Origin of the sequence: Mucilaginibacter sp. UYCu711 (assembly GCF_050433825.1) — a bacterium.
Classification (GTDB): Bacteria; Bacteroidota; Bacteroidia; order Sphingobacteriales; family Sphingobacteriaceae; genus Mucilaginibacter.
Genome location: NZ_JBNPWM010000014.1, coordinates 64,579 through 86,217 on the forward strand (window position 1 = coordinate 64,579; position 21,639 = coordinate 86,217).

23 protein-coding genes and 3 tRNA genes are annotated in these 21,639 nt (G+C 40.7%); 12 read left to right on the plus strand and 14 right to left on the minus strand.

Features of this window, described 5'->3' with window-relative positions; translation table 11 throughout:
• Positions 1-90: 90 nt before the first annotated feature.
• Together ABIB50_RS24750 and ABIB50_RS24755 are read right to left on the minus strand one after the other, a co-directional pair.
• Positions 91-163, minus strand: a tRNA-Lys gene (locus ABIB50_RS24750).
• 109 nt (positions 164-272) lie between these two features.
• Positions 273-1,295 carry a WD40/YVTN/BNR-like repeat-containing protein gene (locus ABIB50_RS24755; protein ID WP_429384284.1) on the minus strand — a complete coding sequence of 341 codons (1,023 nt, stop codon included), beginning with the start codon at positions 1,293-1,295 and terminating at the stop codon, positions 273-275.
• Positions 1,296-1,402: 107 nt separating this feature from the next.
• On the opposite strand from ABIB50_RS24755, the gene ABIB50_RS24760 reads away from it, so the two are divergent.
• Both ABIB50_RS24760 and ABIB50_RS24765 read left to right on the plus strand, forming a co-directional pair.
• A tRNA-Leu gene (locus tag ABIB50_RS24760) sits at positions 1,403-1,486 on the plus strand.
• 79 nt (positions 1,487-1,565) lie between these two features.
• Positions 1,566-1,649: transfer RNA gene (locus ABIB50_RS24765), tRNA-Leu, on the plus strand.
• A 101-nt stretch (positions 1,650-1,750) separates the two neighbouring features.
• Here ABIB50_RS24765 and ABIB50_RS24770 read toward each other — a convergent pair.
• From ABIB50_RS24770 to ABIB50_RS24780, 3 genes are all read right to left on the minus strand, one after another.
• Positions 1,751-2,311 carry a hypothetical protein gene (locus tag ABIB50_RS24770; RefSeq protein WP_429384286.1) on the minus strand — a complete coding sequence of 187 codons (561 nt, stop codon included), beginning with the start codon at positions 2,309-2,311 and terminating at the stop codon, positions 1,751-1,753.
• Positions 2,312-2,392: 81 nt separating this feature from the next.
• On the minus strand, positions 2,393-2,719 hold the full coding sequence (locus ABIB50_RS24775; RefSeq protein ID WP_429384287.1) for a hypothetical protein: 327 nt from the start codon (positions 2,717-2,719) through the stop codon (positions 2,393-2,395).
• Positions 2,720-2,729: 10 nt separating this feature from the next.
• Positions 2,730-3,143, minus strand: a complete 414-nt coding sequence (locus ABIB50_RS24780; RefSeq protein WP_429384289.1) for a terminase small subunit — start codon at positions 3,141-3,143, stop codon at positions 2,730-2,732.
• Positions 3,144-3,276: 133 nt separating this feature from the next.
• On the opposite strand from ABIB50_RS24780, the gene ABIB50_RS24785 reads away from it, so the two are divergent.
• Complete coding sequence (locus ABIB50_RS24785) at positions 3,277-3,831, plus strand: hypothetical protein (protein WP_429384291.1); 555 nt, start codon at positions 3,277-3,279, stop codon at positions 3,829-3,831.
• 79 nt (positions 3,832-3,910) lie between these two features.
• Here the strand turns inward: ABIB50_RS24785 and ABIB50_RS24790 are convergent, their stop codons facing one another.
• Complete coding sequence (locus ABIB50_RS24790; RefSeq protein ID WP_429384293.1) at positions 3,911-4,327, minus strand: hypothetical protein; 417 nt, start codon at positions 4,325-4,327, stop codon at positions 3,911-3,913.
• 62 nt (positions 4,328-4,389) lie between these two features.
• Positions 4,390-4,575: a hypothetical protein gene (locus tag ABIB50_RS24795; protein WP_429384295.1), complete on the minus strand. Its 186-nt coding sequence runs from the start codon at positions 4,573-4,575 to the stop codon at positions 4,390-4,392.
• A gap of 253 nt (positions 4,576-4,828) precedes the next feature.
• On the opposite strand from ABIB50_RS24795, the gene ABIB50_RS24800 reads away from it, so the two are divergent.
• From ABIB50_RS24800 to ABIB50_RS24820, 5 genes are all read left to right on the plus strand, one after another.
• Entirely contained in the window at positions 4,829-5,521 is a 693-nt protein-coding gene (locus tag ABIB50_RS24800) for a S24 family peptidase (RefSeq protein WP_429384296.1), read from the plus strand.
• Positions 5,521-5,991 carry a hypothetical protein gene (locus ABIB50_RS24805; RefSeq protein WP_429384298.1) on the plus strand — a complete coding sequence of 157 codons (471 nt, stop codon included), beginning with the start codon at positions 5,521-5,523 and terminating at the stop codon, positions 5,989-5,991. The genes ABIB50_RS24800 and ABIB50_RS24805 overlap by 1 nt, the downstream gene beginning before the upstream one ends.
• Before the next feature lie 118 nt (positions 5,992-6,109).
• On the plus strand, positions 6,110-6,475 hold the full coding sequence (locus tag ABIB50_RS24810; protein ID WP_429384300.1) for a hypothetical protein: 366 nt from the start codon (positions 6,110-6,112) through the stop codon (positions 6,473-6,475).
• A 53-nt stretch (positions 6,476-6,528) separates the two neighbouring features.
• On the plus strand, positions 6,529-6,885 hold the full coding sequence (locus ABIB50_RS24815; protein ID WP_429384301.1) for a helix-turn-helix domain-containing protein: 357 nt from the start codon (positions 6,529-6,531) through the stop codon (positions 6,883-6,885).
• A 169-nt stretch (positions 6,886-7,054) separates the two neighbouring features.
• Complete coding sequence (locus ABIB50_RS24820) at positions 7,055-8,239, plus strand: exo-beta-N-acetylmuramidase NamZ family protein (RefSeq protein WP_429384303.1); 1,185 nt, start codon at positions 7,055-7,057, stop codon at positions 8,237-8,239.
• Positions 8,240-8,319: 80 nt separating this feature from the next.
• On the opposite strand, the gene ABIB50_RS24825 is transcribed toward ABIB50_RS24820, so the two are convergent.
• Entirely contained in the window at positions 8,320-9,687 is a 1,368-nt protein-coding gene (locus ABIB50_RS24825) for a hypothetical protein (RefSeq protein ID WP_429384306.1), read from the minus strand.
• Positions 9,688-9,785: 98 nt separating this feature from the next.
• Positions 9,786-12,626: a TonB-dependent receptor domain-containing protein gene (locus ABIB50_RS24830; protein ID WP_429384308.1), complete on the minus strand. Its 2,841-nt coding sequence runs from the start codon at positions 12,624-12,626 to the stop codon at positions 9,786-9,788.
• 221 nt (positions 12,627-12,847) lie between these two features.
• On the opposite strand from ABIB50_RS24830, the gene ABIB50_RS24835 reads away from it, so the two are divergent.
• Both ABIB50_RS24835 and ABIB50_RS24840 read left to right on the plus strand, forming a co-directional pair.
• Positions 12,848-14,053, plus strand: a complete 1,206-nt coding sequence (locus ABIB50_RS24835) for a hypothetical protein (protein ID WP_429384311.1) — start codon at positions 12,848-12,850, stop codon at positions 14,051-14,053.
• A gap of 81 nt (positions 14,054-14,134) precedes the next feature.
• On the plus strand, positions 14,135-14,647 hold the full coding sequence (locus ABIB50_RS24840) for a DinB family protein (protein WP_429384313.1): 513 nt from the start codon (positions 14,135-14,137) through the stop codon (positions 14,645-14,647).
• An 86-nt stretch (positions 14,648-14,733) separates the two neighbouring features.
• Here ABIB50_RS24840 and ABIB50_RS24845 read toward each other — a convergent pair whose 3' ends face one another.
• The 5 genes from ABIB50_RS24845 to ABIB50_RS24865 all read right to left on the minus strand — a co-directional run bounded on the left by ABIB50_RS24845 (position 14,734) and on the right by ABIB50_RS24865 (position 19,539).
• Positions 14,734-15,480 carry a LytR/AlgR family response regulator transcription factor gene (locus ABIB50_RS24845; RefSeq protein WP_429384316.1) on the minus strand — a complete coding sequence of 249 codons (747 nt, stop codon included), beginning with the start codon at positions 15,478-15,480 and terminating at the stop codon, positions 14,734-14,736.
• The gene (locus ABIB50_RS24850; protein ID WP_429384319.1) at positions 15,481-16,515 is read right to left on the minus strand and encodes a sensor histidine kinase; all 1,035 of its coding nucleotides are present in this window, start codon (positions 16,513-16,515) and stop codon (positions 15,481-15,483) included. It lies immediately after the preceding gene.
• 31 nt (positions 16,516-16,546) lie between these two features.
• Positions 16,547-17,395 (minus strand): LiaF transmembrane domain-containing protein, encoded by an 849-nt coding sequence (locus ABIB50_RS24855; protein WP_429384322.1) that lies wholly within the window; start codon positions 17,393-17,395, stop codon positions 16,547-16,549.
• 234 nt (positions 17,396-17,629) lie between these two features.
• Entirely contained in the window at positions 17,630-18,667 is a 1,038-nt protein-coding gene (locus ABIB50_RS24860; RefSeq protein ID WP_429384325.1) for an agmatine deiminase family protein, read from the minus strand.
• Between the two features lie 2 nt (positions 18,668-18,669).
• Positions 18,670-19,539 (minus strand): carbon-nitrogen hydrolase, encoded by an 870-nt coding sequence (locus ABIB50_RS24865; protein ID WP_429384328.1) that lies wholly within the window; start codon positions 19,537-19,539, stop codon positions 18,670-18,672.
• A 200-nt stretch (positions 19,540-19,739) separates the two neighbouring features.
• Between ABIB50_RS24865 and ABIB50_RS24870 the strand changes: the two genes are divergently transcribed.
• Positions 19,740-20,708 (plus strand): lysylphosphatidylglycerol synthase transmembrane domain-containing protein, encoded by a 969-nt coding sequence (locus ABIB50_RS24870; protein ID WP_429384330.1) that lies wholly within the window; start codon positions 19,740-19,742, stop codon positions 20,706-20,708.
• Between the two features lie 3 nt (positions 20,709-20,711).
• Positions 20,712-21,416, plus strand: a complete 705-nt coding sequence (locus ABIB50_RS24875; protein ID WP_429384332.1) for an SDR family NAD(P)-dependent oxidoreductase — start codon at positions 20,712-20,714, stop codon at positions 21,414-21,416.
• The last annotated feature ends 223 nt before the right edge of the window (positions 21,417-21,639 follow it).

Here is a 21,639-nt window from a genome sequence, read left to right on the forward strand (position 1 = left end):
CGGAATTTTCTTAAACGTAAAAAGGCGCCATAAGGCGCCTTTTCTGACTTTAAAAACAGGTGACAAACTCTGGTATTTTTGTCTGTCTCGTGATCCCGCTGGGACTCGAACCCAGGACCCCAACATTAAAAGTGTTATGCTCTACCAGCTGAGCTACGAAATCCTTAACCGTTTCCGTTTAAAGTGGTGCAAATATAGGAGTATTTAGCTATGTGTGCAAGCCTTATTTTAATTTATTTTACATTATTATTAAGCACTTCATTTACAGTTAGCTACATTTTTAAAATCCCAATTCTTCCACGGTCGCCGGCTAATAATACCACGGTTCCGTGTTTTGCTTTGCGACAAACGTTATAACTTGCGTCATCAATTTTAACCCAGTCTTTACCTCCATTTATAGTAATATTGGTGCCAGAAGTACCCGTTGAAAGAAAAGTGCCCTGTTGGATAAACTCCACACATGATTGATACCCAGCAGGAAAGCTATCGGCCAAATGCCAGTTTAAACCTTTGTCGCTTGAATAACATGCTGTAGAATCCTGGCGTTTGTCGTTTTGATAATCACCGCCGACAACAATCAGCTGATTCCTTGAAACTGCAAGGGAAAAAGCTCCTTGCGTACTTTTGCCTTGAACAACAGGTAAACTATGATGTGTCCAATTTGTTCCATTGGTTGTAATGATTTCTGCAGCGCTTCCACCGGTTGTAATAGCAAATATTCCTTTTGTTACCAGGCAGGTACCACTTGCAGCAAATGCAGCTTGGTTTTTGATTGCATCGGGACCGTTATATGCATTCCAGTTATTGCCGCCATCTTTAGTTTCTAATAAAAGATATTTATCATTAATCGGATCGCCCATAACTAAACCATGTTTGGACGTGTCAAAATCCATCGCATCCAAAAAATAAGCCGAATCATCCTTACGATAATTTACTTTCCAGTTTATTCCGCCATCCGTAGTGTTTAATATTAAAGCCGGCGTGCCTGAACTTATGATAACAGCTTCTTTGTCAGAAAAAGCTTCTATATCTCTAAAATCAGATTTTTCGAACCCTTTGACCTGTTGCCAGGCCCAGGTTTTGCCCCTGTTCGTTGTTACAGCAATATATCCTTTACTACCGCTTATCCATGCTACATTGTCATTAACAACTGATAGGCCGCGGATACTGGTGGGTTTGTCTTGCTGCAATACTTCAACATGATTTGCAATTAATGACTGGGCGGCTTTTTGTGCGATAACAGTAAAACTTAATAGGGTAAAAAGCAATAAAATTAATCCGGATTTTTTATTCATAATTAATATTAATTCCCTAAGTTAACCTTTATCAACATTTTTATAAAGCAAATCCACTTTTAATGTTTTTTAACTGCAGAAAAATTATATTTGCAACCTGCTTTATAGCCCGGATGGCGAAATTGGTAAACGTTGCGGTCTCAGAAGCCGTTGAGAATTGTCTCTTGAGAGTTCGAGTCTCTCTTCGGGCACATCCATTTTAGATATTAGATATGAGTATTTGAGTTATAAAGTCTCAACACTCATATCTACATACTCATATCTATTAAAGCCCGGGTGGCGAAATTGGTAGACGCACCATCTTGAGGGGGTGGCATTCGTAAGGATGTACGAGTTCGAATCTCGTTCCGGGCACACCTAAGGTAGTTCTACAACCTAAAAGGAAGATTTTAATTTGATAAAGTCGGGAATACTTTGTTGGAACTACGACAGTTATTTCCCTATTTTTTAATGTGTTAGGTGTATTTTCGATATAATCCGATAACTGCCACTACAAATGCAAGAATGGCTGCCACTATTAATATCCAATTATAATTGGGTTTGGCCATACTATCTTTGATTCTCTTTTGCAGCAGGGTTTCCTGTTTTTTGGTATTGCTACTATCCTTCTTAAAATGATTGGATAGTCCTTTCTTCTCATCAACTTGCTTTTGTTCATCCACTTCCTTCTTTTTATCCTTAGACTGTTTTTTATAAATTTTGGTGTTTACTAATTGAGCCTCACCATGAAAAGTACCATCAGGGCCAATCGTAAACGGTTTGCCCGGTGTTGGTGTAATATAGGTTTCGGTTGTAGAACTATTGGTTTCGCGTGCTGTAGTTATAATTCTAACATTTCCGATCGTTTTTATAGTACCAGTATCGATGTGAGAAATACTTTCATTTACCTTGCTGGTTTCTTCGCTCTTAAATAAGCTATCCAGCTTGTATACATGAACTGTTCTGTTTTTGAATATTCCGCACCCGCTAAGCATTAACATTGCTGTACACAGGCTTAAAATGGCTTTCTTTTTCATGGTTTATTTGTTTGGGTATATGTGCCTTCAATTTTAACTTCTTTAGGGGGAGCTTGAACCGAGGGCGGAGTGCTGTTTTTGTCACGGCCCATAAATTGTAACAACTGATCCATTGTGAAATTCAAATATCCTGTCGGTTTTGTTAAAGTTCTTTACCAGCTTTTTTAACTGGCGTGATTTGTTGTAGATAGCTAAAGCATCGCGCAAAGCGCCTGATTTTAAGTTTGGTATATCCTGCCCAACTACTGTTATAACCTGTTTGTTTTTTTCGCAAGCCAGGCAAAACAGCACCTGCTCTATCGCGTAGGTTTTGCCCGAGCTGGTGCCACCCTGGTTTACTACAATATGAGCGGTAGAGGCATAGTTGCGCTTAAACAAAACCGATGCTTCGTAATTTTTAGCTGCCATATTTAATGTATTATAGTTGTACTTCTTTTTCTGACGATGCAGGTTGCGGGCCTGTCTCCACGAGGTTCACTTTGATGGATTTAATCCTGCGTGGTCTTTTAGTTACTGCTTTAGGTTTATCGGTCCAGCCCATACTTTTTAAGGCGAATATGGCACCGGCAGGAGAAGGGTAGTGTAACCGGCTTTCGTAGTAGGCCATTATTCTAAATCGTGCTTGAGTTATTATCGAGCGAAGTCTAGCCCTTTTTTCAAAGTCGTCAAACTGTTCTTTGCTTTTAAAACCTAAATGGAAAGCAAGGCCGGTGATGGTAGGCGGCTGATGATGTTTGCTTTTTGACTTGTCATCGGTTAAGGCTTTAGTAAAATAGTCTTCAATTAAATTAATAAGTGTGGCTTTCTGATGGAAAACTGGAAATCTGGGCATAATGTAAATGGTATTAATTGGTGCTTGTGCCAACTTGAGCTTTGACACGGTTAAGTTAAATTTTGTTAAATTTCATTTTGCGCAACTCTATAGCCATTATCTTCGTATATTGTTCTATAAAGTCTATCAGCCAATGCGTTTTTTACGGTTCATTTTAATTGCCTTAGTGTTTTCGGTAGCGATAGTATCCTGCCAGAAAGACCAGTCGGTTGATTTACCCGGAGAAAAAGTTGCCGTAAAGGCCGATACCAGTAATACATCAGGTAATTTCCTTGCAGTTAGCGGTTCGCTTAACGTAACCCTGGGCGATTCAACTTATACGTTTGATGCTGCTAAAGATTCCATCGCTTTTATCAATGTAAATATCGACAGCAATAAATATTTTGGCATTACAGCTATTAATAAGCAACACACCATGAGCTTCGGTATCAGCTCGCCGGGTTTTGCAGCGCCCGATCTTACAAATACTGTAGCCGGCAGCCAGTTATTATTTAATACCGGTAAACAGTCGGTAGAGTATACATTAGGCAAAACCTCCGGGCCCAGCGAGTTGAACAAAATCAGTCTTGTAAATTACATGCAGGATAGTGTGCTTACTAAGGGTACATTTACTACGGTTATGATGAATAAAGATGGCAAACAAGAGCCATCCACCGTTAAGGGTAGCTTCAATCTTTTGATAAAATAATCAGCTTATTTTCCTGGTGATGAACTAACACTACAAAGATACAAATAAATTATGATTAATATGCTATTTGGCATAATATTTACCAAATATTTTCATCAACAATTTCGGTTTCTACCAACTGCGTTAAAATTGTCTTAACCACAGCTTCGCGCGCCCATTGCTGTTCGGTAACCGAAGCATCTTCCTGGTACCATCTTATCGGTTCGTTTATTTCTATGCGGGCCTTATAAATAAAATTTTTCTTCGGGTGCATTTTTGTTCCTTCGTAGCTGTTTAAATTTTCGGCTCTTATTACTTTGGCAAATTGTTTGGTGGTTATGTCAAGCTGCAGGCACTCTTCAAGCGAGTTTTTGAAATCGTGCTTATCTTCCAGCCAAATGGTTAGGGTGTCGGCGTTTAGCTCATGATCGGCTACGCTAATTCGGCTGTAATCATAATCAACAGATATGATCATCCACCACAGTTTATCTTTTAATTTTTGTGTAATCTTTATCATTTCAAAAAGAGTTTTAACCATCAATATATTTTGATGGTTGATATGGTTTGGTAATAGATTGTTTAAAGAACAGGGTAGGTGGGAAGCCACCCGGGTATGTATTTTTGTATGGCAACTATTTCTTTGCTGTATTTGCTGCAGGTAGCCTGGTAGGCTTCAAGCCGGATGCTGTGCTGACGAATAGCGGTGACTTGGTTTGCCGGCTTATGCGGAGTTGTGTTTTGTATTGCGGAGTAAGCGATATGCATTTGGCTTAGGTATTATTATTCTTTAAAATGTTAGTAGTATGGGCATGTATGGTCGCTTTTATGGGCTACGTGTATACGTGCAACTGCCACTTTTCTGTTGTTTGCTTTATTTCTTTACTCATTATGCTGTATTTTCTTTATTATTTATTTGGTTTGTATGTAATTAAGTATTAGATTCGTTGAGAATTGGAATACAAATATAAAGAAAAATCTGTATTATACTAAAGAAATTAGTAAAAAAGTTTTGCACATTATGGAATCTCCCGAAAAAACCAATAAGATTAAAACCGTTCGTCCTGAAACCCTGGAGTTTATTATTTTGTATAATCAACTTAGGGGAAAGGCATTTAGTGGCAACGCCCAATTGGCCGACGTACTTGGGTTTAATTCGCCTGCTTCTATTACCGAGATCATTAAGAGCCGTCAAAACATCGATCCCGAAAAATTCAAGATCTTTAAAGAAAAATATAAAGATTTTATTGCCGGTACCGCCTACGGGCATACTGTGCCGGTATCAAAAGTGGCCGAGGGGATACCTATGTATGAGATTACAGCGACAGCGTCTGGTGTCGAAGTTTATAACGATATTAACGATACCCAATCTGTAGGCCGGATGAATTTCCCGGGTATTGAGGATTGTGATTTTGCTTTGCCGGTTTGGGGGCACTCTATGTACCCCTATCTTGAAAACGGTTGCTGGGTGGCTTTAAAGGTTATTCATGATAAAAAAATATTACCGGGCGAGGTTTATTATATTGAGTGGGGCGATTACCGCATGTACAAACGCCTTTTATTAGGCAATAACGAAGACGAGGTTATTGCGCACTCTGATAATACTACCGAAATGGTGGGCAACCAGCTTAAATATGCGCCCTTTGTTATAAAGATAGCCGACATTAAAAAGCTTTGTTTAGTTAAGGATATCCATAAAAAACATAACCATTAATGGATCCTCCTAAACGTTATAGGTACAGCTTAAACAATGGCATTGTCACCATTATTATGTTGCTTGTTTTAGGGGTCTTGTCTGCATCAAATATATATGGGGCCTATTATACCAATGACCGGTTTAATTTGTGGTTGTTTGGTGGGGTGTTGGTGTTTGTAGCATTAATGCTGGTGGTAGTAATAACCAGGCGTTTAATCCCCGCTTTAAAGAAAGAAACTATTCTTGAATTTACCGACACCGAACTAATAGACTATCTGCGCAATATCACCATTAACTGGCACGATATCCAGTGTGTCGAACTTACGCGTACCAGGAGCGCCCGGATAATGGTGGTCCGGTTAAAATGGGAATCAGATCATGGGAAGGATATCGCTATTTCATTAAGGTGGGTAGCGGGTAAAGACCTGGAGATATATAACACTGCATTAACTTATCTTAATACCTCAGGCGATCGCGGGGGCTTTTGATGACATATAGGTTGTATTATAGTGGACTAATCAAGGACACATTTAAATACATGCTGGAAAATACTGTAACTATAGGTTTTAAATTTATACTTTTAAGGCATTAATCAGAATGTAATTTATGGATGTAAACTTTTACGTAGTTGGCGGTGTAATATTGATACTTGCTATTATTGTTCTTAATCATCAAAAGCAAAAAAATAAGCTGAAAAATTTTCTGGAAGCATCCGGAGATACGCAACCTATTTTTTTGATGAAAGCTGTTGAAAAGAAAAACAAAGCTTTAGCTGATATTCTGTATGATGGTGGCATAAAACCACTGGCAGGCACTAACCAGGTTACTACTAACGCCACCAAAGCGGCCCTTATAAAAGAACATGAAAAGCTGGAGAAAGATTATGCCAGTAAAAAGATAACGCTTCGTACATATGACGAGCAACTTTTTGACCTTTTAGAGAAAGCCAACAAACTTAAGGTTACTGCATAATTTCTTTGCAAAGGTATACCTACTATATCCTACTTTGCTTATAATTGCATTGTATGGCAGACGAGGGTATACTAAAGCGTATAAAAATTATTGTTAAAGATCATGGCGGCCAGTTAGCGCTTGCAAACGCTATTGGGGTCGACCAGGGTTTTATAAGCAAGGTGATTAATAAGAAGCAGGAGGTAAGTTATTACCTTATCAGTAAGCTTTGCTATCAGTTAAAATATTCGCCCGATTGGTTAATATTAGGCACCGGCGAAAAAAAACTAAACATGGCCGAATCGCCAAAGCTGATCACCGAGATCCAAATGATGCGTACCGAGCTGGATATCCTGCACGCCCGCATGCGAGCCTTCGAGATGGAAATTAAAGAATTGCGCGGGCAAACAAACATGCCGCAAGCAGGATAGCCTAACTGCTAATTATTAACATACAAGTGCAGTGCATACCTGCTACTCAGGCAGATTTACTAATTTAGCCTTGAGGCTTGGAGATATTTAATATCACTAATAATAATTAAGACCTAAAATTTCTAAAACGATGAGATTTACTCCTATAGTTTTTTTAGCGCTTCTGGCGATGAGCAACATTCAAGTTGCCGCACAAAATGCGTCAACCCAAAGTATATCAAATAAACGCCGAATTATTACAGGTGCCGATCAGACGGAAAAATATTTGCCTTATCTAAAAGGAAAACGAATTGGCATAGTTGCAAATCAGAGTTCCATAATCGGCAAGAAAAGCAGCGTGGATAGTTTGTTGAGCCTTGGAATTAACATTGTAAAAGTGTTTGGGCCTGAGCATGGTTTTAGAGGAAATGCCAGTAATGGAGCTGCGGTGGGCGATGAAAAAGACCCTAAAACCGGCGTCCTCATCATATCTTTATATGGTAAAAACCAGAAACCAACAAAAGAGCAGTTAGCAGATATAGACCTTATGATCTTTGATATTCAAGATGTAGGCTGTCGCTTTTACACCAATATCAATACGCTTGAACGTGTGATGCAGGCCTGTGCAGAAAATAATAAAGAACTGTTGATTCTTGACAGACCGAATCCTAATGCATATGTGATAGACGGGCCGGTACTTACCGATGATAAATTTAAATCGGGCATCGGGATGCACTATACGCCCATGACCCATGGCATGACAATAGGAGAATTTGCCCAATACCTTAACGGCGAAGGATATCTTAAGGAGCAATGCAAAATAAATATTATAAAAGTTGCCAATTACAATCATGACATGCCTTATGTGCTACCGGTACATCCCTCACCAAATTTAAATACGCAGCAAGCTGTAATGCTTTTCCCGAGCCTATGTATGTTTGAAGGGACAGCTATTAATGAAGGCCGCGGTACTTATATGCCATTCACTATTTTAGGGGCACCGGCATTGAAGGGCAAATATTTATTTTCTTACAAACCGGTAAGTATCCCCGGAATGAGTGAAAGCCCTAACCAAAAGGACTCTACTTGTTATGGCCTTGATCTTCGGGGCTATGATGTAAGCAAACTAAGGAAGAGCCGCCAGATCAATCTATCATGGGTAATTCAACTTTATAACGCTTATCCGGACAAAGCCAATTTTTTCGCTAAGGAACGGGACAATGGTGTATCTGCCTTTGATCTGCGTATAGGTACAGATGAGCTAAGAAAGCAGATCATAGCAGGCATACCTGAAGCTGAGATCAGAAAAAGTTGGGAACCGGGATTGAAAAAGTTTAAGGCTATTAGGGCAAAGTATCTTTTATATCCGGATTAACTAATTTGTCATTTATAAAACGAAGAAAGGCCCCCGAGTATTTCGGGGGCCTTTCTTCGTTTTTATATTAGTTTAGGATATTATCTTCCGAATGAAGTCCAGGCAGCTTTTGTCCAGTCATTAGCAGGGTCAATTGCACCTACATAAGTTACTTTAGTAAAGAAAGCATCACTCAAAGCAGTTGCTGAAAATGAAGCACCAGTTAAAGCAGGAGAACCAGTTTTAGGCAATAAGTTTGGTGCCTGGTTGTTGAAAGGATCAGTCAAACCGATATCAGTTGCCACTGCATAAGATTTTGAACCATCACGACCTTCAACTAAAGTTTTTAAACCAGCTGCGTTCAATAAAGCAGTATTTATCAATTTTGCAGGGTCAACATTATAGTTTGCACCGTATGATTGTAGTAAGCTGTTTTTGAAGCCGCTTACACCATCAATATAAAATTGTGCGGTAACGTCATTATCTATATCCATACCAGCTTTTTGGCCGCCCATTACGATTGAGTTAGCCAGGATAAATTTGCTACCCCTTCTCCAGCGCATACCATAACCATAATCGGTTGAAGTACCGGCTGCATTGTTAGGGCCAATTGCGGTAAAGTTTGACAGTGTAGGGAAGGTAACCGGAATTGAAAGGTAACCTTTAGCATCTGTAGTATTATCTACTTCAAAGTTATTTGATATATCGCCGGTTGTACCTTTATTATCTGTAAAGGCCGGGTCTTTGATTGATACCGCGAATTGGATTTTACCATGATATCCATCATCCATGTCAAAATCATCATCCGCGCTGTTGTAAGCAATCAGGTATTTAGCATTGAATGAGCCGCCAAAGAATTCGAAAGCATCGTCTAAGCCACGGATTACTTCAATGTGGTCAACAGTAGTACCGCTGCCAACAGCATACATACTCAAACCGTTAACCTCATCACCCGGGTTAACCGCTTTGCCACCGTATTCAATACGTACATATTGTAATACACCTGAATTGTCGGCGTCGTTAGTACCACCAAATAATTGGTGAGCAACGTCAACACCACCTTCAAGTACAGCGTGGTTGCCATTACCGGTAGCTAATCCTACTAAAACTACACCACCGAAATCGCCGGGTTGTTTGCTGGTTTCGGCAGAAGTGAAAACAATAGGTTTGTCTGCGGTACCGGCAGCATTAATTTTTGCACCTTTATAGATGATTAAAACACCTGCTGAATCTTTATTGCTGGTGATTTTGGTTCCAGCGTCAATAGTCAATGTCGCACCACTTTCAACATAAACATAACCACGTAAACGATAGGTGTTGCCTGCTGTCCAGTGTGTATCTTTGGTAATAGAACCCCTAACATCAAATTTAGTGTTCGTGTTGACTATAATATCGTCATTTTTGGTTTTCTTACAGGATACAATCCCTAACAGGGCTGCAAAGCCTAATAAATAAATACTTTTTTTCATTTTATCGATTTGTTTAATATAAAAGCGAAAATAGGGCCCTAATGTTAACAAGAATTAAACTCAATGTTATCAAATAGGGCCTTTTATGTTAATGGTTTTTACTTGGCTAAACCGAAGTTATATCTGAACGATAGCACTGCTGAAGTTCCTGTATAACGATTTTGTATAATCTTATCCTCGCCTGCGGTGTAAACTGTTCTGTTAGCGTTACCATAATTAAAGTAATAGGCTGACGTTTGCGCTAAAAGATCAGACAATGTCAGTTTTAGTTCAGCACGTGTAGTTAATTTTTTACTGATCTGGAAATCAATTACATCGCGTGGCTTTTCGTAAGTATCAACGCTTCCCTGCACGCCACGATATTTCAGTCGTTCACCAATACGGTTATAAAGTACATTAAAAGAAAAGTCACCTTTATTGTTAGTATAATATAAGCCTGAATTTATCAAGTAAGGAGATTGGCCTTGCAATGGCGTGGATGCCGAATAAGGCTGATTGTTGATATCTCTTAGCGTTACTTTAGCGTTAATATAAGAAGCATTCACATAAAATGTAAAGTTTTTAAAGATTGAGCCGTCACTTATAAAGTTTAAATTTTTCCTTAACTCAAATTCCACACCGATATCTTTTGCATTTACCGCGTTCTGGTATGAAAGCTGATCGTTATCAAGTTGGATCTGTTCAATAGGATCAATGAATTTTTTATAGAAACCGGATACGGATAAAACTTCACCGCCCGAAGGGAAATATTCAAAACGGACATCGGCGTTGCTGCTGGTACTTCTTCTTAGTAAAGGGTTACCGATTATAGTATAGTTACTTTGGTAATCAAAATACCGGAAATCTGCCAGTTCCCTGAATTCGGGACGATTGACTGCATCGAAAAATGAAGCGCGAAGGTTAACCTTTTCAGTCAGGTTATAAGTTAGGTTGGCTGATGGTAGAACGTCGGTATTATCGAGGTTTACCTCTTTTTTCCCAGGTGCGTTCAGTATTTGATTGTATCTTTCCATACGTGCTCCCCAGCTCAAATGAAGTTTATCGGTAAATTTATTATCCAGCATCAAGTAACCTGCATCCAAGTTAGCGGTGCCGTCATAATTCGTCGAACTTTGATCCAGTTTATTCAGTACTAATCCGTTCGTTTTAATACTCTCCGGGCTGAATATATTGTCATTGGTGATGCCGTTAGCAAAAGCCACAGACCGGTTACCAAAACCGTTGGCATCTGTATAACCTAATGCATCAATAGTAAAGCTGCGGTCGCGGTAATTTACTAATCCGCCTGCTTTTAATTTTTGAGACTGCCCCAACCATTTGAAAGGATAGGTGATATCGGCGCTTCCACCGTAGATGTTTTCAGTTAACGAAGAATAAACACGACCCAGGTCATTTGGCTTAGGGCTGTTTTGGCTCGATAAAGAAATATATTCTGGTTGATTCGCCGGGGTATAAACTGTTACGATCCGTTGATCAGGCTGATTACGGTAAGATAAACCATAAGAAAGGTTCCAGTCGATTATGATATTTCTGGTGCCAATATTATGTTTGCCTTCTAAAACCGAAGAGTACAACCCATTTTGTGTGGTTTCTATTGAATAACCGCGATACGAGGTAGGGGTCTGAGTGCCATAAATTAATCCGTTGCTGGTTTGCTCGTAATCAATGGTAAAGTCATTATTGTACAAATTCCTGAAAGCGATCTTACTTTTACCGAAGATGTAAGCGAAGTTTAATAAGCCACCCAAACGTTTCGCGTTTGCGAAGTCATTGCGATCGTAGCTATAATTAGGCGTTGTCAGACCTGCACTTCCAGGGTTGTAGCCAATACGGTTACCTTCCGTAACATTGTGTGAAGTAGCGTAATTTAAGCTGAAATTGTAACCTAAACGATTATCATTTTTCAGCGTTTTTGAATTACCGGTTGTGAACTGGAACCCAATATTAGGCAAGCTTGTTTTACCGGTCTCAACACTATAGTTGTTAGGGAACTTTTGTGTAATGGCCAGCTTTTGGTCGTCCGGTAAATTGGTATAGGATTTGGTCCGGTTGGCATAAGCGGTCGGCAAATCGCGTGAACCGTCATCGAAACCCAGGAAGTCGTAACTGCCATGTGGCTGCGGACTGATGAAGTTATTTTTAAAAGTGGTTTTTGAATTATAACCTGCGTTTACCGATACATCAAGTATCCGGCTGTCAGGAATATCGCGGGTATTGGTTTTGATCAAACCGCCTGAAAAATCGCCTGGTAAGTCAGGAGAGCCTGATTTGTAAATCACAATATTGTCAATCAAGCTGGAAGGGATAATGTCAAATGCGAATGCTTTTTTATCCGGCTCAGAACTTGGCAACTGTGCATTGTTTAATAAATTACTATTATAACGCTCTGACAGACCACGGACGATAACAAATTTACCGTCCTGTACGCTGGTTCCGCTTACGCGTTTCAGCACATCGCTGGTGTTACGATCCGGAGATTTTTTAATAACATCTGCTGAGATACCGTCTGATATCTGAACGCTATTTTTTTGCTGCGCATAAAGTGCGGAAACTGATTCCCTGCGGAACGTTCCGGTAATCTTCACTTCTTTCAGTGCAGTGCCCGCGCTTTCGCCTAGCGCGGCATCCAGCGTAGTAACCTCGCCTGATTTAACTTCTACCTCAGAAATTTCCTTGGTCTGATAGCCAATATAGCTGATCAACAGCGTATATTTTCCCGGTGCGATGCCCGTCAACAAGTAACGGCCCTCCACGTTGGTAGCTGTGGCTTTTGCTGCGCCCTGGATTGAAACGGTTGAGCCGATTAGTGTTTCGCCTGTTTTCTTATCTAAAATCTTACCGGCGATTCTACCCGGCGTTTGTGCATAGCTAAGCGTGTTTGCAAGAAATACGATCAAAAAGCTGATGGATGCGGTTACTGTGCTGATATTTTTTTTCACGTGAAAATATTTTTTCTGCAAAAATATCGTGCGTATGTTAACTCAGTGTTACCGTAATAATAAGTCACGTTTAGTAATTCACCGCTTTTAAACACTGTTTTAATTTAAACTTAAAGTTTTTCTCAAATTGAAAATCAATAGCTTATCATAGCAACGTCGTACTAAATAAATTCGTAAATAAGATATATTTATGCTTAACTTTAATAACCAATTGACCTTTAATGAAACACTTTCTTAAAGTTGTCTTTATATTATCTCTTTTACTTACCCAGACTGATGCTTATAGCCAGGATAAGACTAGAAAGGTATGTTTTGAATTTTGTGATGGCGTAGTAAATGTAGAATTTGATAATAGCACTTTCATCAAAGTTCCGATACTGCTTACTGCTCAGGCAGCAAAAGATTTTTATGTTACGGTTAACTCATCAAAATATCAACCCGTAATTGATAGCCTGCTTAGGTTCAAAGAGCTGCACGGATTAAATGACTGGTTGTATTACCAGCTTATTCGCAAAACCGCGGAGCAAATAAGCCACAAAGCCGACAACTATAACCGGTATACCTTATATAAATGGTTCCTGATGGTCAAGTCAGGTTATGATGCGAGGCTTGCACTTGCCGGCGACAGGATTATTTTTTATATTCTGAATGATGAGGAAATTTCAGATATCCCTTTCTTTATGGTGGATAATAAGAAATACATGACCCTGAACTATCACGATTATGTTAGGCTTGATCTCCATAAAGATATACCTGTGCCTGTTAACATACCGGTGCCGGGGGCAGATAAAGCATTTTCTTACAAGGTTACTAAAATGCCTGATTTTAAGCCGGACAGTTATATCAGCAAGCTATTAAATTTTAGTTACCACAACCGCGAATATTATTTTGAGGTAAAGTTAAATACTGATGTCGAAGCAATCTTTACTAATTATCCGGTTGTTGATTTTGAATCATATTTTAATATCCCGCTCACTAAAGAAACCTATAACTCTTTAATACCTCTGCTTAAGAAAAACGTTAGCGGGATGAGCCAGAAAAAAGGGGTTGACTATTTAATGCGGTTTACCCGGTATGCTTTTTTATATGAGGACGATGAGCAGAACTTTGGTAAGGAAAAACGGTTGTCGCCCGAAGAAACCTTATTTTCAAAATATAGTGACTGTGATGATAGAGCGGCATTGTTTTTTTGCCTGGTGAAGGAAATTTACAATATGCCCATGATAGTATTACTATATCCAACCCATATAAATATCGCGGTACAGTTTAGTAAACCCGTTGGGACACCTATAGTCTACAATGGGAAGGTATATTCAGAATGCGAGCCCACCCCGCAACTGGAAGATCTGCGTGTAGGCCAGGTATCGGCTAAATTAAAAAATGTGCCGTATAAGGTCGTGTATCAATATGAACCGGTTAATCAGTAATAATTTAAATTTCCTGCTGACATAGGGCTGTCATTAGCCCATGGTTTCTTTGTATCAACAAACAACATAAAACCATAAGCTATGTCAATCATCAAATTATTATTAAAGGAAGTTGAGCAGGAAGCTCAAATTACCCGTAACATGTTAAGTATTGTGCCAAACGACAAATACGACTGGCAGCCGCACCCCAAAAGCATGAGCATACAAAAGTTGTCTAACCACATTGCCGAGTTACCCGGCTGGTTAACAATGGCAGTTACTACCGATGGATTGGATTTTGCAGCCAATCCGTACGAACCAACTTTTCATAACAATACAGCCGATGTATTGGAAGTATTTGAAAACCAGTTGGCAGATGGCCGTGCAAACCTGGAAAGCATGACCGAAGACGAATTAAGCAAACCATGGACGCTACGCAATGGCGACTACATTCTATCGGCTATGACTAAATATGAAACCCTTAGGATGACATTGGCGCAAACCATTCATCACCGCGCGCAGTTGGGTGTTTATTTGCGATTATTAAATATTGCTATCCCCGGCAGCTACGGCCCAAGTGCCGATGAGTTGGAAAAAATGGCGCAGTTTGCGTAGGTAGTGATGAGTTACTTACTTATTAGAGATTAGTTCTGTCAATTTAAAAGTGATAGCACTAATCTCTAATCTTCAAGCTCTAATCTCTAAATTCCCAATACCTGTTTCAGCTTTACATAACCGGTTTTGCTTACCGGTACTTTAGCGCCCGATTTCAGAATGGCCAGGTGGCTGTCTTTTTCGTAAGGGTCAATACGGGTTATTTCCTGTACAGCTACTATATAGCTTCGGTGCACGCGTACAAACTGGCGCGGATCTAACGTTTGCTCAAAGAAACTCATGGTTTTATTTTTAAGGTATGAGCCTTCCTGTGTAAATACGCTTACATAGTCATCATCTGCCTGCAAGTATTGCACATCCACAACCGGGATGATCTTTACCTTGGTGCCGGTTTTTACCACAATACGCTCATGTTGCGCAGGCGATGCCGATGCGGTTTCTAACAGGTTATCCTGTTGTTTAGGCGTTCCCGCGATGGCAGGTGCCTGGGCCAGAAACTTATCAATAGCTTTATTAAAACGCTCTTTGCTAAATGGTTTAAGCAAGTAGTCGGTAGCGTGTGCCTCAAATGCTTTTATGGCATACTCATCAAACGCGGTGGTAAATATTACGGCTGGTTGCTCATCAACCAGCTCCAGCATTTCGAAGCCGTTTATCTTGGGCATCTGTACATCCAGGAATATCAGGTCGGGCTGGTGCTGTTGTATGGCTTTAAGGCCTTCAAAGCCATCGCCGCATTCTTGCAAAACTTCTATCTGCGGGAAAGCCATTAAATATTCTCTAACAACCATACGGGCCAAAGGCTCATCGTCAATTAATAAAGCACGTATCATTTACTGTGGTATTTTAATTATGGTTGTAAATATATTATCATTTGCGTGAGTTTCCATCAAATCATTACGTGCAAAAAGCAAATATAATCGGCGTTGTACGCCGCTAAGGCCAAAACCGGTGCCCTGGCGGGGGCGCGATGTCTTCGGGTCGTACGGGTTTTGTACGATCAGCTCCAGGTAATTGCCCTCTAATTCGCCACGGATGCTTACCACTACATCCTCTGTTGTATCATACAATCCAAACTTAATTGCGTTCTCAACCAATGGCTGCAATAACATGGCCGGCATAATACTTTCGCCACATTGCGGGTCGCAGCTTATCTCGGTTTTAAGGCGATGACCGAAACGTACCTTTTCTATCTCCAGGTATAAGTTAAGGTGTTGCAGTTCCTCGTTTAACGTAACCTGTAGCTGGTCATCCTTTTTTAGTGTGCCCCGCAAGAAGTCTGATAACTGGTGGATCATCTTACGCGCTTCTTCAGGCTTAAAACCTATTAGCGCATTTATAGAGTTTAAACTATTAAATAAAAAGTGGGGCTGTAATTGTTGGCGCAAATTGTAAAGCTCGGCATCACGGGCCAGTTGCTCGGCCTCGGCTTTGCGTCTTTCGTTTTCTTTCTGATCTATCTGCGAGTACCAGATCATACTGATCATGGCCATCCAGCCTATCGCCAAAAAATCTGTGAAGAAACGTATAACTAACGATTGCGCCATGAAGTTGGCATATACGATGTCTTTATTTATAAATGGCAATATATACCGGGCGCCGGCAGTACAGGCGGCAGCCAGGGCTACGCACCATATCAGTATGTTCATGTAGCTGCCTTTACCGGGTTGGTAATAGCGCAGGTTATTATTAATGAGCCAGCAGGCGGCCGCAAGTAGTATGGAGCTTACTATTGCATCGGTTAATGCCGTGAACCATAAAAATCCAAAACCGTTGATAATGTAAGCCTGCAAGCCTGCCCACGCAAGCCCACAGGCTAACATTGCCCAACGTAATTTTTGAAAAGTGAATGTTTGCGGTACCGCCAAAACGTTATAAGTTTAAGTTGATAAAAATCAATTAGTAGCTGCGGATATCTACACCTGCAAATATGGACACACCTTTAAGTACCAATATCTTCGTATTATCTAACGGAGCTGTGGTGCGTACACGTTTATCGTCAAAGCCTGCAAAAACAGATGCCATGTCTGATACGATGGTCCAGTGCGATGGAACTACCATTTTAACACCGCCAAATACCTGGGTTATATCTATGTATACGCGGCCGTTAATATCAGCTTGGGTTAAATCAAGCTCGGCGCCGCCAAATATGTTTACGATCTCGCCTCCCTGGAAGTTTTTAGCGTAGATGGTTTTCTTTACACTACCAAAAACCGACAGCGCTTCTAAATGCTCGTCGCCAGTATAACCACCTGTACTTTGGTTGGTCGATGTTGATTGCTCGCCTTCTGTACCGCCAACAGTGTAGTCAACCACAGGCTCATTAGGGTTTATGGCATTAGGGTTATTAAAGTTGTATTTACCGGCATCCCACTTGCGTTTCCATTCTTTTTTATCCCAATGATTATTATTACGTCTCACTATCAAAGTTATACCAAAAGCTATCAGTGCTATTGGCCAGAAGATACCGCTTATGTCAAAACTTGGTATAGCGTCGTTAAGTAAAAAGGCAATACCTATAGTTACCATCACTACCCATGAAAGATTACGGAAGTTGTTTTTGGCGCCGATATAGATACCACCCAAGATCAACCAATCGTACCAGCCAAATAACCAGTGCGGTAAAAAGAAATAATCAAATTGTTTTAGTAATACTGACACGCCGACTACGAGCAGTATCATACCTGCTATAACTTTGCCCCTGTTTGAACCTTGTATATGTTGTGTATTTATATTGTTGTTATCCATGATGTCTTAATTTTAAATCTTACTCAAAAGTAAGGCACTAATATAGCCACCCAAAACTAAATCTGGCCATTATCCTTAAAGAACTCGGTAAATGGGGGTGTATTGTCGGTGAAAAGTTAGGTTGTATACACATGCGCTTTTACCGGCATCAAAAATTGGGCAGATGTGGTGACTTTCGCATATCCGAAGGTGATTTTTATCAGGCGGTATTAATGATTTGAAACAATAGTTATGCTATACCTCCGGCTCCTGCTGGCTCAAACAATGGAAACTGCCTAATCCCCATATAATATCGGTAGAATCAATGCCTACAACTTTTCTATCCGGGAAACAGGCTTGCAGTATCTCTAAAGCCTTCTCATCCTTGTCGCAACGGTAGGTAGGTACAACCACGGCCGCATTGCCTATGTAGAAGTTAGCGTATGATGCCGGCAGGCGCTGATCGTCATAAACAACCGGGTCGGGCATGGGCAGTTCGATAATATTTAGTTGTTTACCATTTAGCAAGCGCATGGTTTTTAACTCGTCCAGGTTTTCCTGCAGGATATGGTAATTTTCGTCGGCTTTGTTTTCTTCGATAACGGTAACTACCGTATCTTCATTTACAAAGCGGGTAATATCATCAATATGGCCATCGGTATCATCACCAATAATACCATCGCCAACCCATAAAATTTGCTCAGCACCGTAATAGTTATACAGATATTCTTCTATTTGTTGCTGATTTAAGTGCGGATTGCGGTTTGGATTAAGCAGGCAGGCCCTTGAGGTTAAAATTGTACCTGCGCCATTAAAATCAACCGAACCACCCTCCATCACTATACCCGGATGAAAAACATCCAAACCATAATGTTTACCAATTTTGGTAGGGATAACATCATCCAGGTCAAACGGCGGATACTTTCCTCCCCATGCATTATAACCCCAATCAACAATGGCTTTCTGTTTAGTAACAGGGTTTATTAAAAACGCCGGGCCATGGTCACGACACCAGGCATCATTGGTTCCAAATTCAAAAAACTCAACTTTGGTTAGATCAGTATCAATCAGCATTAACTGCTGTTTGGCAAAAGCCGCCATCTGCTCATCTTTTACGTTTATCCGCACCAGTTCGCCTTCGGTCAAAACTTTAATAAACTCGCAGTATTTAGGGTAGATGGTAGGTAACTTACCAGGCCATGATTCTTCCTTATGCGGCCAGCTTAGCCAGGTGGCTTTGTGTTTGGCCCACTCGGCAGGGAAGGTAAACCCTTGTTGTTTTGGATAGTCCATGATTAATCCTCGTCTAACAAACGTTTAGTTATCGGTTGGTACGAGTCTATACGACGATCGCGTAAAAACGGCCAGTGCGTACGGTAATAATCCGTTTTATTCAGATCCAATTCCTGTACAATCACTTCTTCATCTGTATGCGTAGTTTGATGGATCACTGTACCAAACGGATTGGCAAAAAAAGATCCGCCCCAAAACTGAACGCCGGCTTCTTCGCCCACACGGTTAACGCTAACTACGTGTACGCCATTAGCCACCGCGTGCGAGCGTTGGATGGTTTGCCAGGCATTGTATTGTTCAACGTTGGTGGCTTCGTCCTGCGTTGTTGCCCAGCCTATAGCGGTAGGGTAGAATAATATCTCGGCACCCATTAAAGCGGTAATGCGTGCAGCTTCGGGGTACCATTGGTCCCAGCAAATTAACACACCTATAGTAGCAAATTTTGTTTTGAAAACCTTGTAGCCCAGGTCGCCGGGGGTGAAGTAAAACTTTTCGTAAAAACCCGGATCGTCAGGGATATGCATTTTGCGGTATTTGCCTAAATAGGCACCATCGGCATCAATAACTGCCGTGGTGTTATGGTACAGGCCCTGCGCGCGTTTCTCGAATAAAGAAGCGATGATAACAACTCCCAGATCGGCAGCAACTTTTGATAGCTCGTCGGTTGACGGGCCCGGAATAGCCTCGGCCAGTAAAAAGTTATCATGGTCCTCTACATCGCAAAAATAAAGCGACGTAAACAACTCCTGCAGACAAACTATCTGCGCGCCTTTGGCGGCAGCTTCTTTAACCTTTACAATGGCTTTCTGTAAATTTTCGTGCTTGTTAGCTGTGCAGCTCATCTGCACTATACCTACCTGTACTTTACTCATTCCCCTAAAAATTTGTGCAAAGGTAATAATTAGTGGTTAGAGATTAGGAGCCAGAGGTCAGTAATATTGATTAGTTGGTGCGAAATTGGTCATGGATATCTAATAATTATCTTGCGGATACTTACAGTTTAACATTTCTTAACCAATCACTAACGTCTAATCAACAATTAACTAATCTCTAAATTATTACCTTTGCACCAATGACAGATATCGATAAAAGCATTATTGAAGAGGTTGAGGACGAGATACAACCCAAAACCCTAAAACAAAAGCTTTGGAACATCACCAAAACACTTTTAAAATTCGCGGTTACTACCGTGCTGTTATACTTTGTTTTCAGGCGTGTGCCTTTTGCAGATGTTAAGTATCGTATGCTCCACGCTAATTACTGGTGGATGCTTGCAGCTTTGGTATGTTTCTTTATTTCGATGGTGATATCAGCATCGCGCTTATCAAGTTTTTTTAAATCGATAAATTTACGTCTCGATCCTAAATTTAACTTCCGTTTATACTTGTTAGGATTGTTTTATAACTTCCTGCTTCCCGGTGGTATTGGCGGCGACGGCTATAAAATTTACATCCTTAACAAAACCTATAAGCTACCTGGCAGGAAAGTTTTTTTTGCGATACTTTTCGACAGACTGAGCGGCCTTTGGGCCATAGGCTTAATAACCGTTGTATTGATATTCATGATCCCGCAAATTGATATCCACATTGGTATCCCATTAGGTATTTTCGCGGTAGCATCAGCTGTATATTACTTTGTGGCTTACAAGTTTTTCAGGGAATACACCCGTTACTTTTTTGCGGGCCATGCAAAGGCGGTTATAGTTCAGGGTTTCCAGGTATTGTCCATAGTTTTTATATTGTTGGGGCAGGATTTTGCGGGTAAATTCTCGCCATATTTATTATCATTTTTGATATCGGCTTTAGCTACCATTATACCTATTAGTATAGGTGGGGCAGGCATCCGTGAAACTGTATTTACCCAGTTAACCAAAGTATTCCCAATGGACAGTACACTGGCGGTTTTCCTGCCGGGATCTTTTTATGTGATATCGCTATTGGTTGCTTTATTGGGCATTTACTATGTAATAAGGCCAAGTCGATTACAGGAGGGTTTACCTAAAGGTGAGATAGCCGAAGACGACAGCAACGAAAAAGAATAGATCATGAATATTGTTATAACAGGTGCAAGCAGTGGGGTAGGGTTTGAGGCAGTAGTGGAGCTGATCTTATCGGGCAAGCATAAGGTTATCGCGTTAGCACGTTCGCAGGATAAATTGACCCGCCTTGCCGAGATCTGCGCGGGCCTTAATCCGGATGCGACCTTGTATCCAATTGCCTTTGATATCGTTCATGATGATTATGACGGCCTACAACAATTCATCACTGCCAACTTTGATGGTAATATAGATGCCCTGATAAACAATGCCGGCGTACTCATAAATAAACCCTTTGCCGAGCTATTAGAAACCGATTTTGTTGAAATGCTGCAAAGCAACTTTATAGGCCACGTGCGTATTATCCAAAGCCTGCAAAAGTTTATGCCGGCCGGATCGCATATTTTAAATATAGGCAGTATGGGCGGCTACCAGGGCAGTTCCAAGTTTGTTGGGCTATCAGCTTACTCGGCAAGTAAAGCTGCTTTACACACCCTTACTGAATGCCTGGCGCAAGAGTTTGCAGAGCAAGGTATAAAAGTTAATTGCCTTGCTTTAGGTTCGGCACAGACTGAAATGCTTGAGAAAGCCTTCCCGGGTTATCAATCCCCGGTAATGGCTTTCGAGATGGGTAAATACATTGCCGACTTTGCCTTGACCGGCCACAAGTTTTACAATGGCAAGGTATTACCGGTATCTGCAGCTACTCCATAAAAAAACGCATCGGTGTTAGTGATGCGTTAGAGCTTTAAGCTGTGGTTGTCCGCCCGCGAAGAGGACCGACCAGATAAAACGATGGGACACTTTTTATTTGTGTAATGCCCAATACAAAATGATGTACACTATTATCGGCTGAGTTATAGAAAAAAAGCCATCCATTTAATAATGTCGGTTTTACATTTATGCATAAACGTACTCAACCCGCCAAAATCTCTTT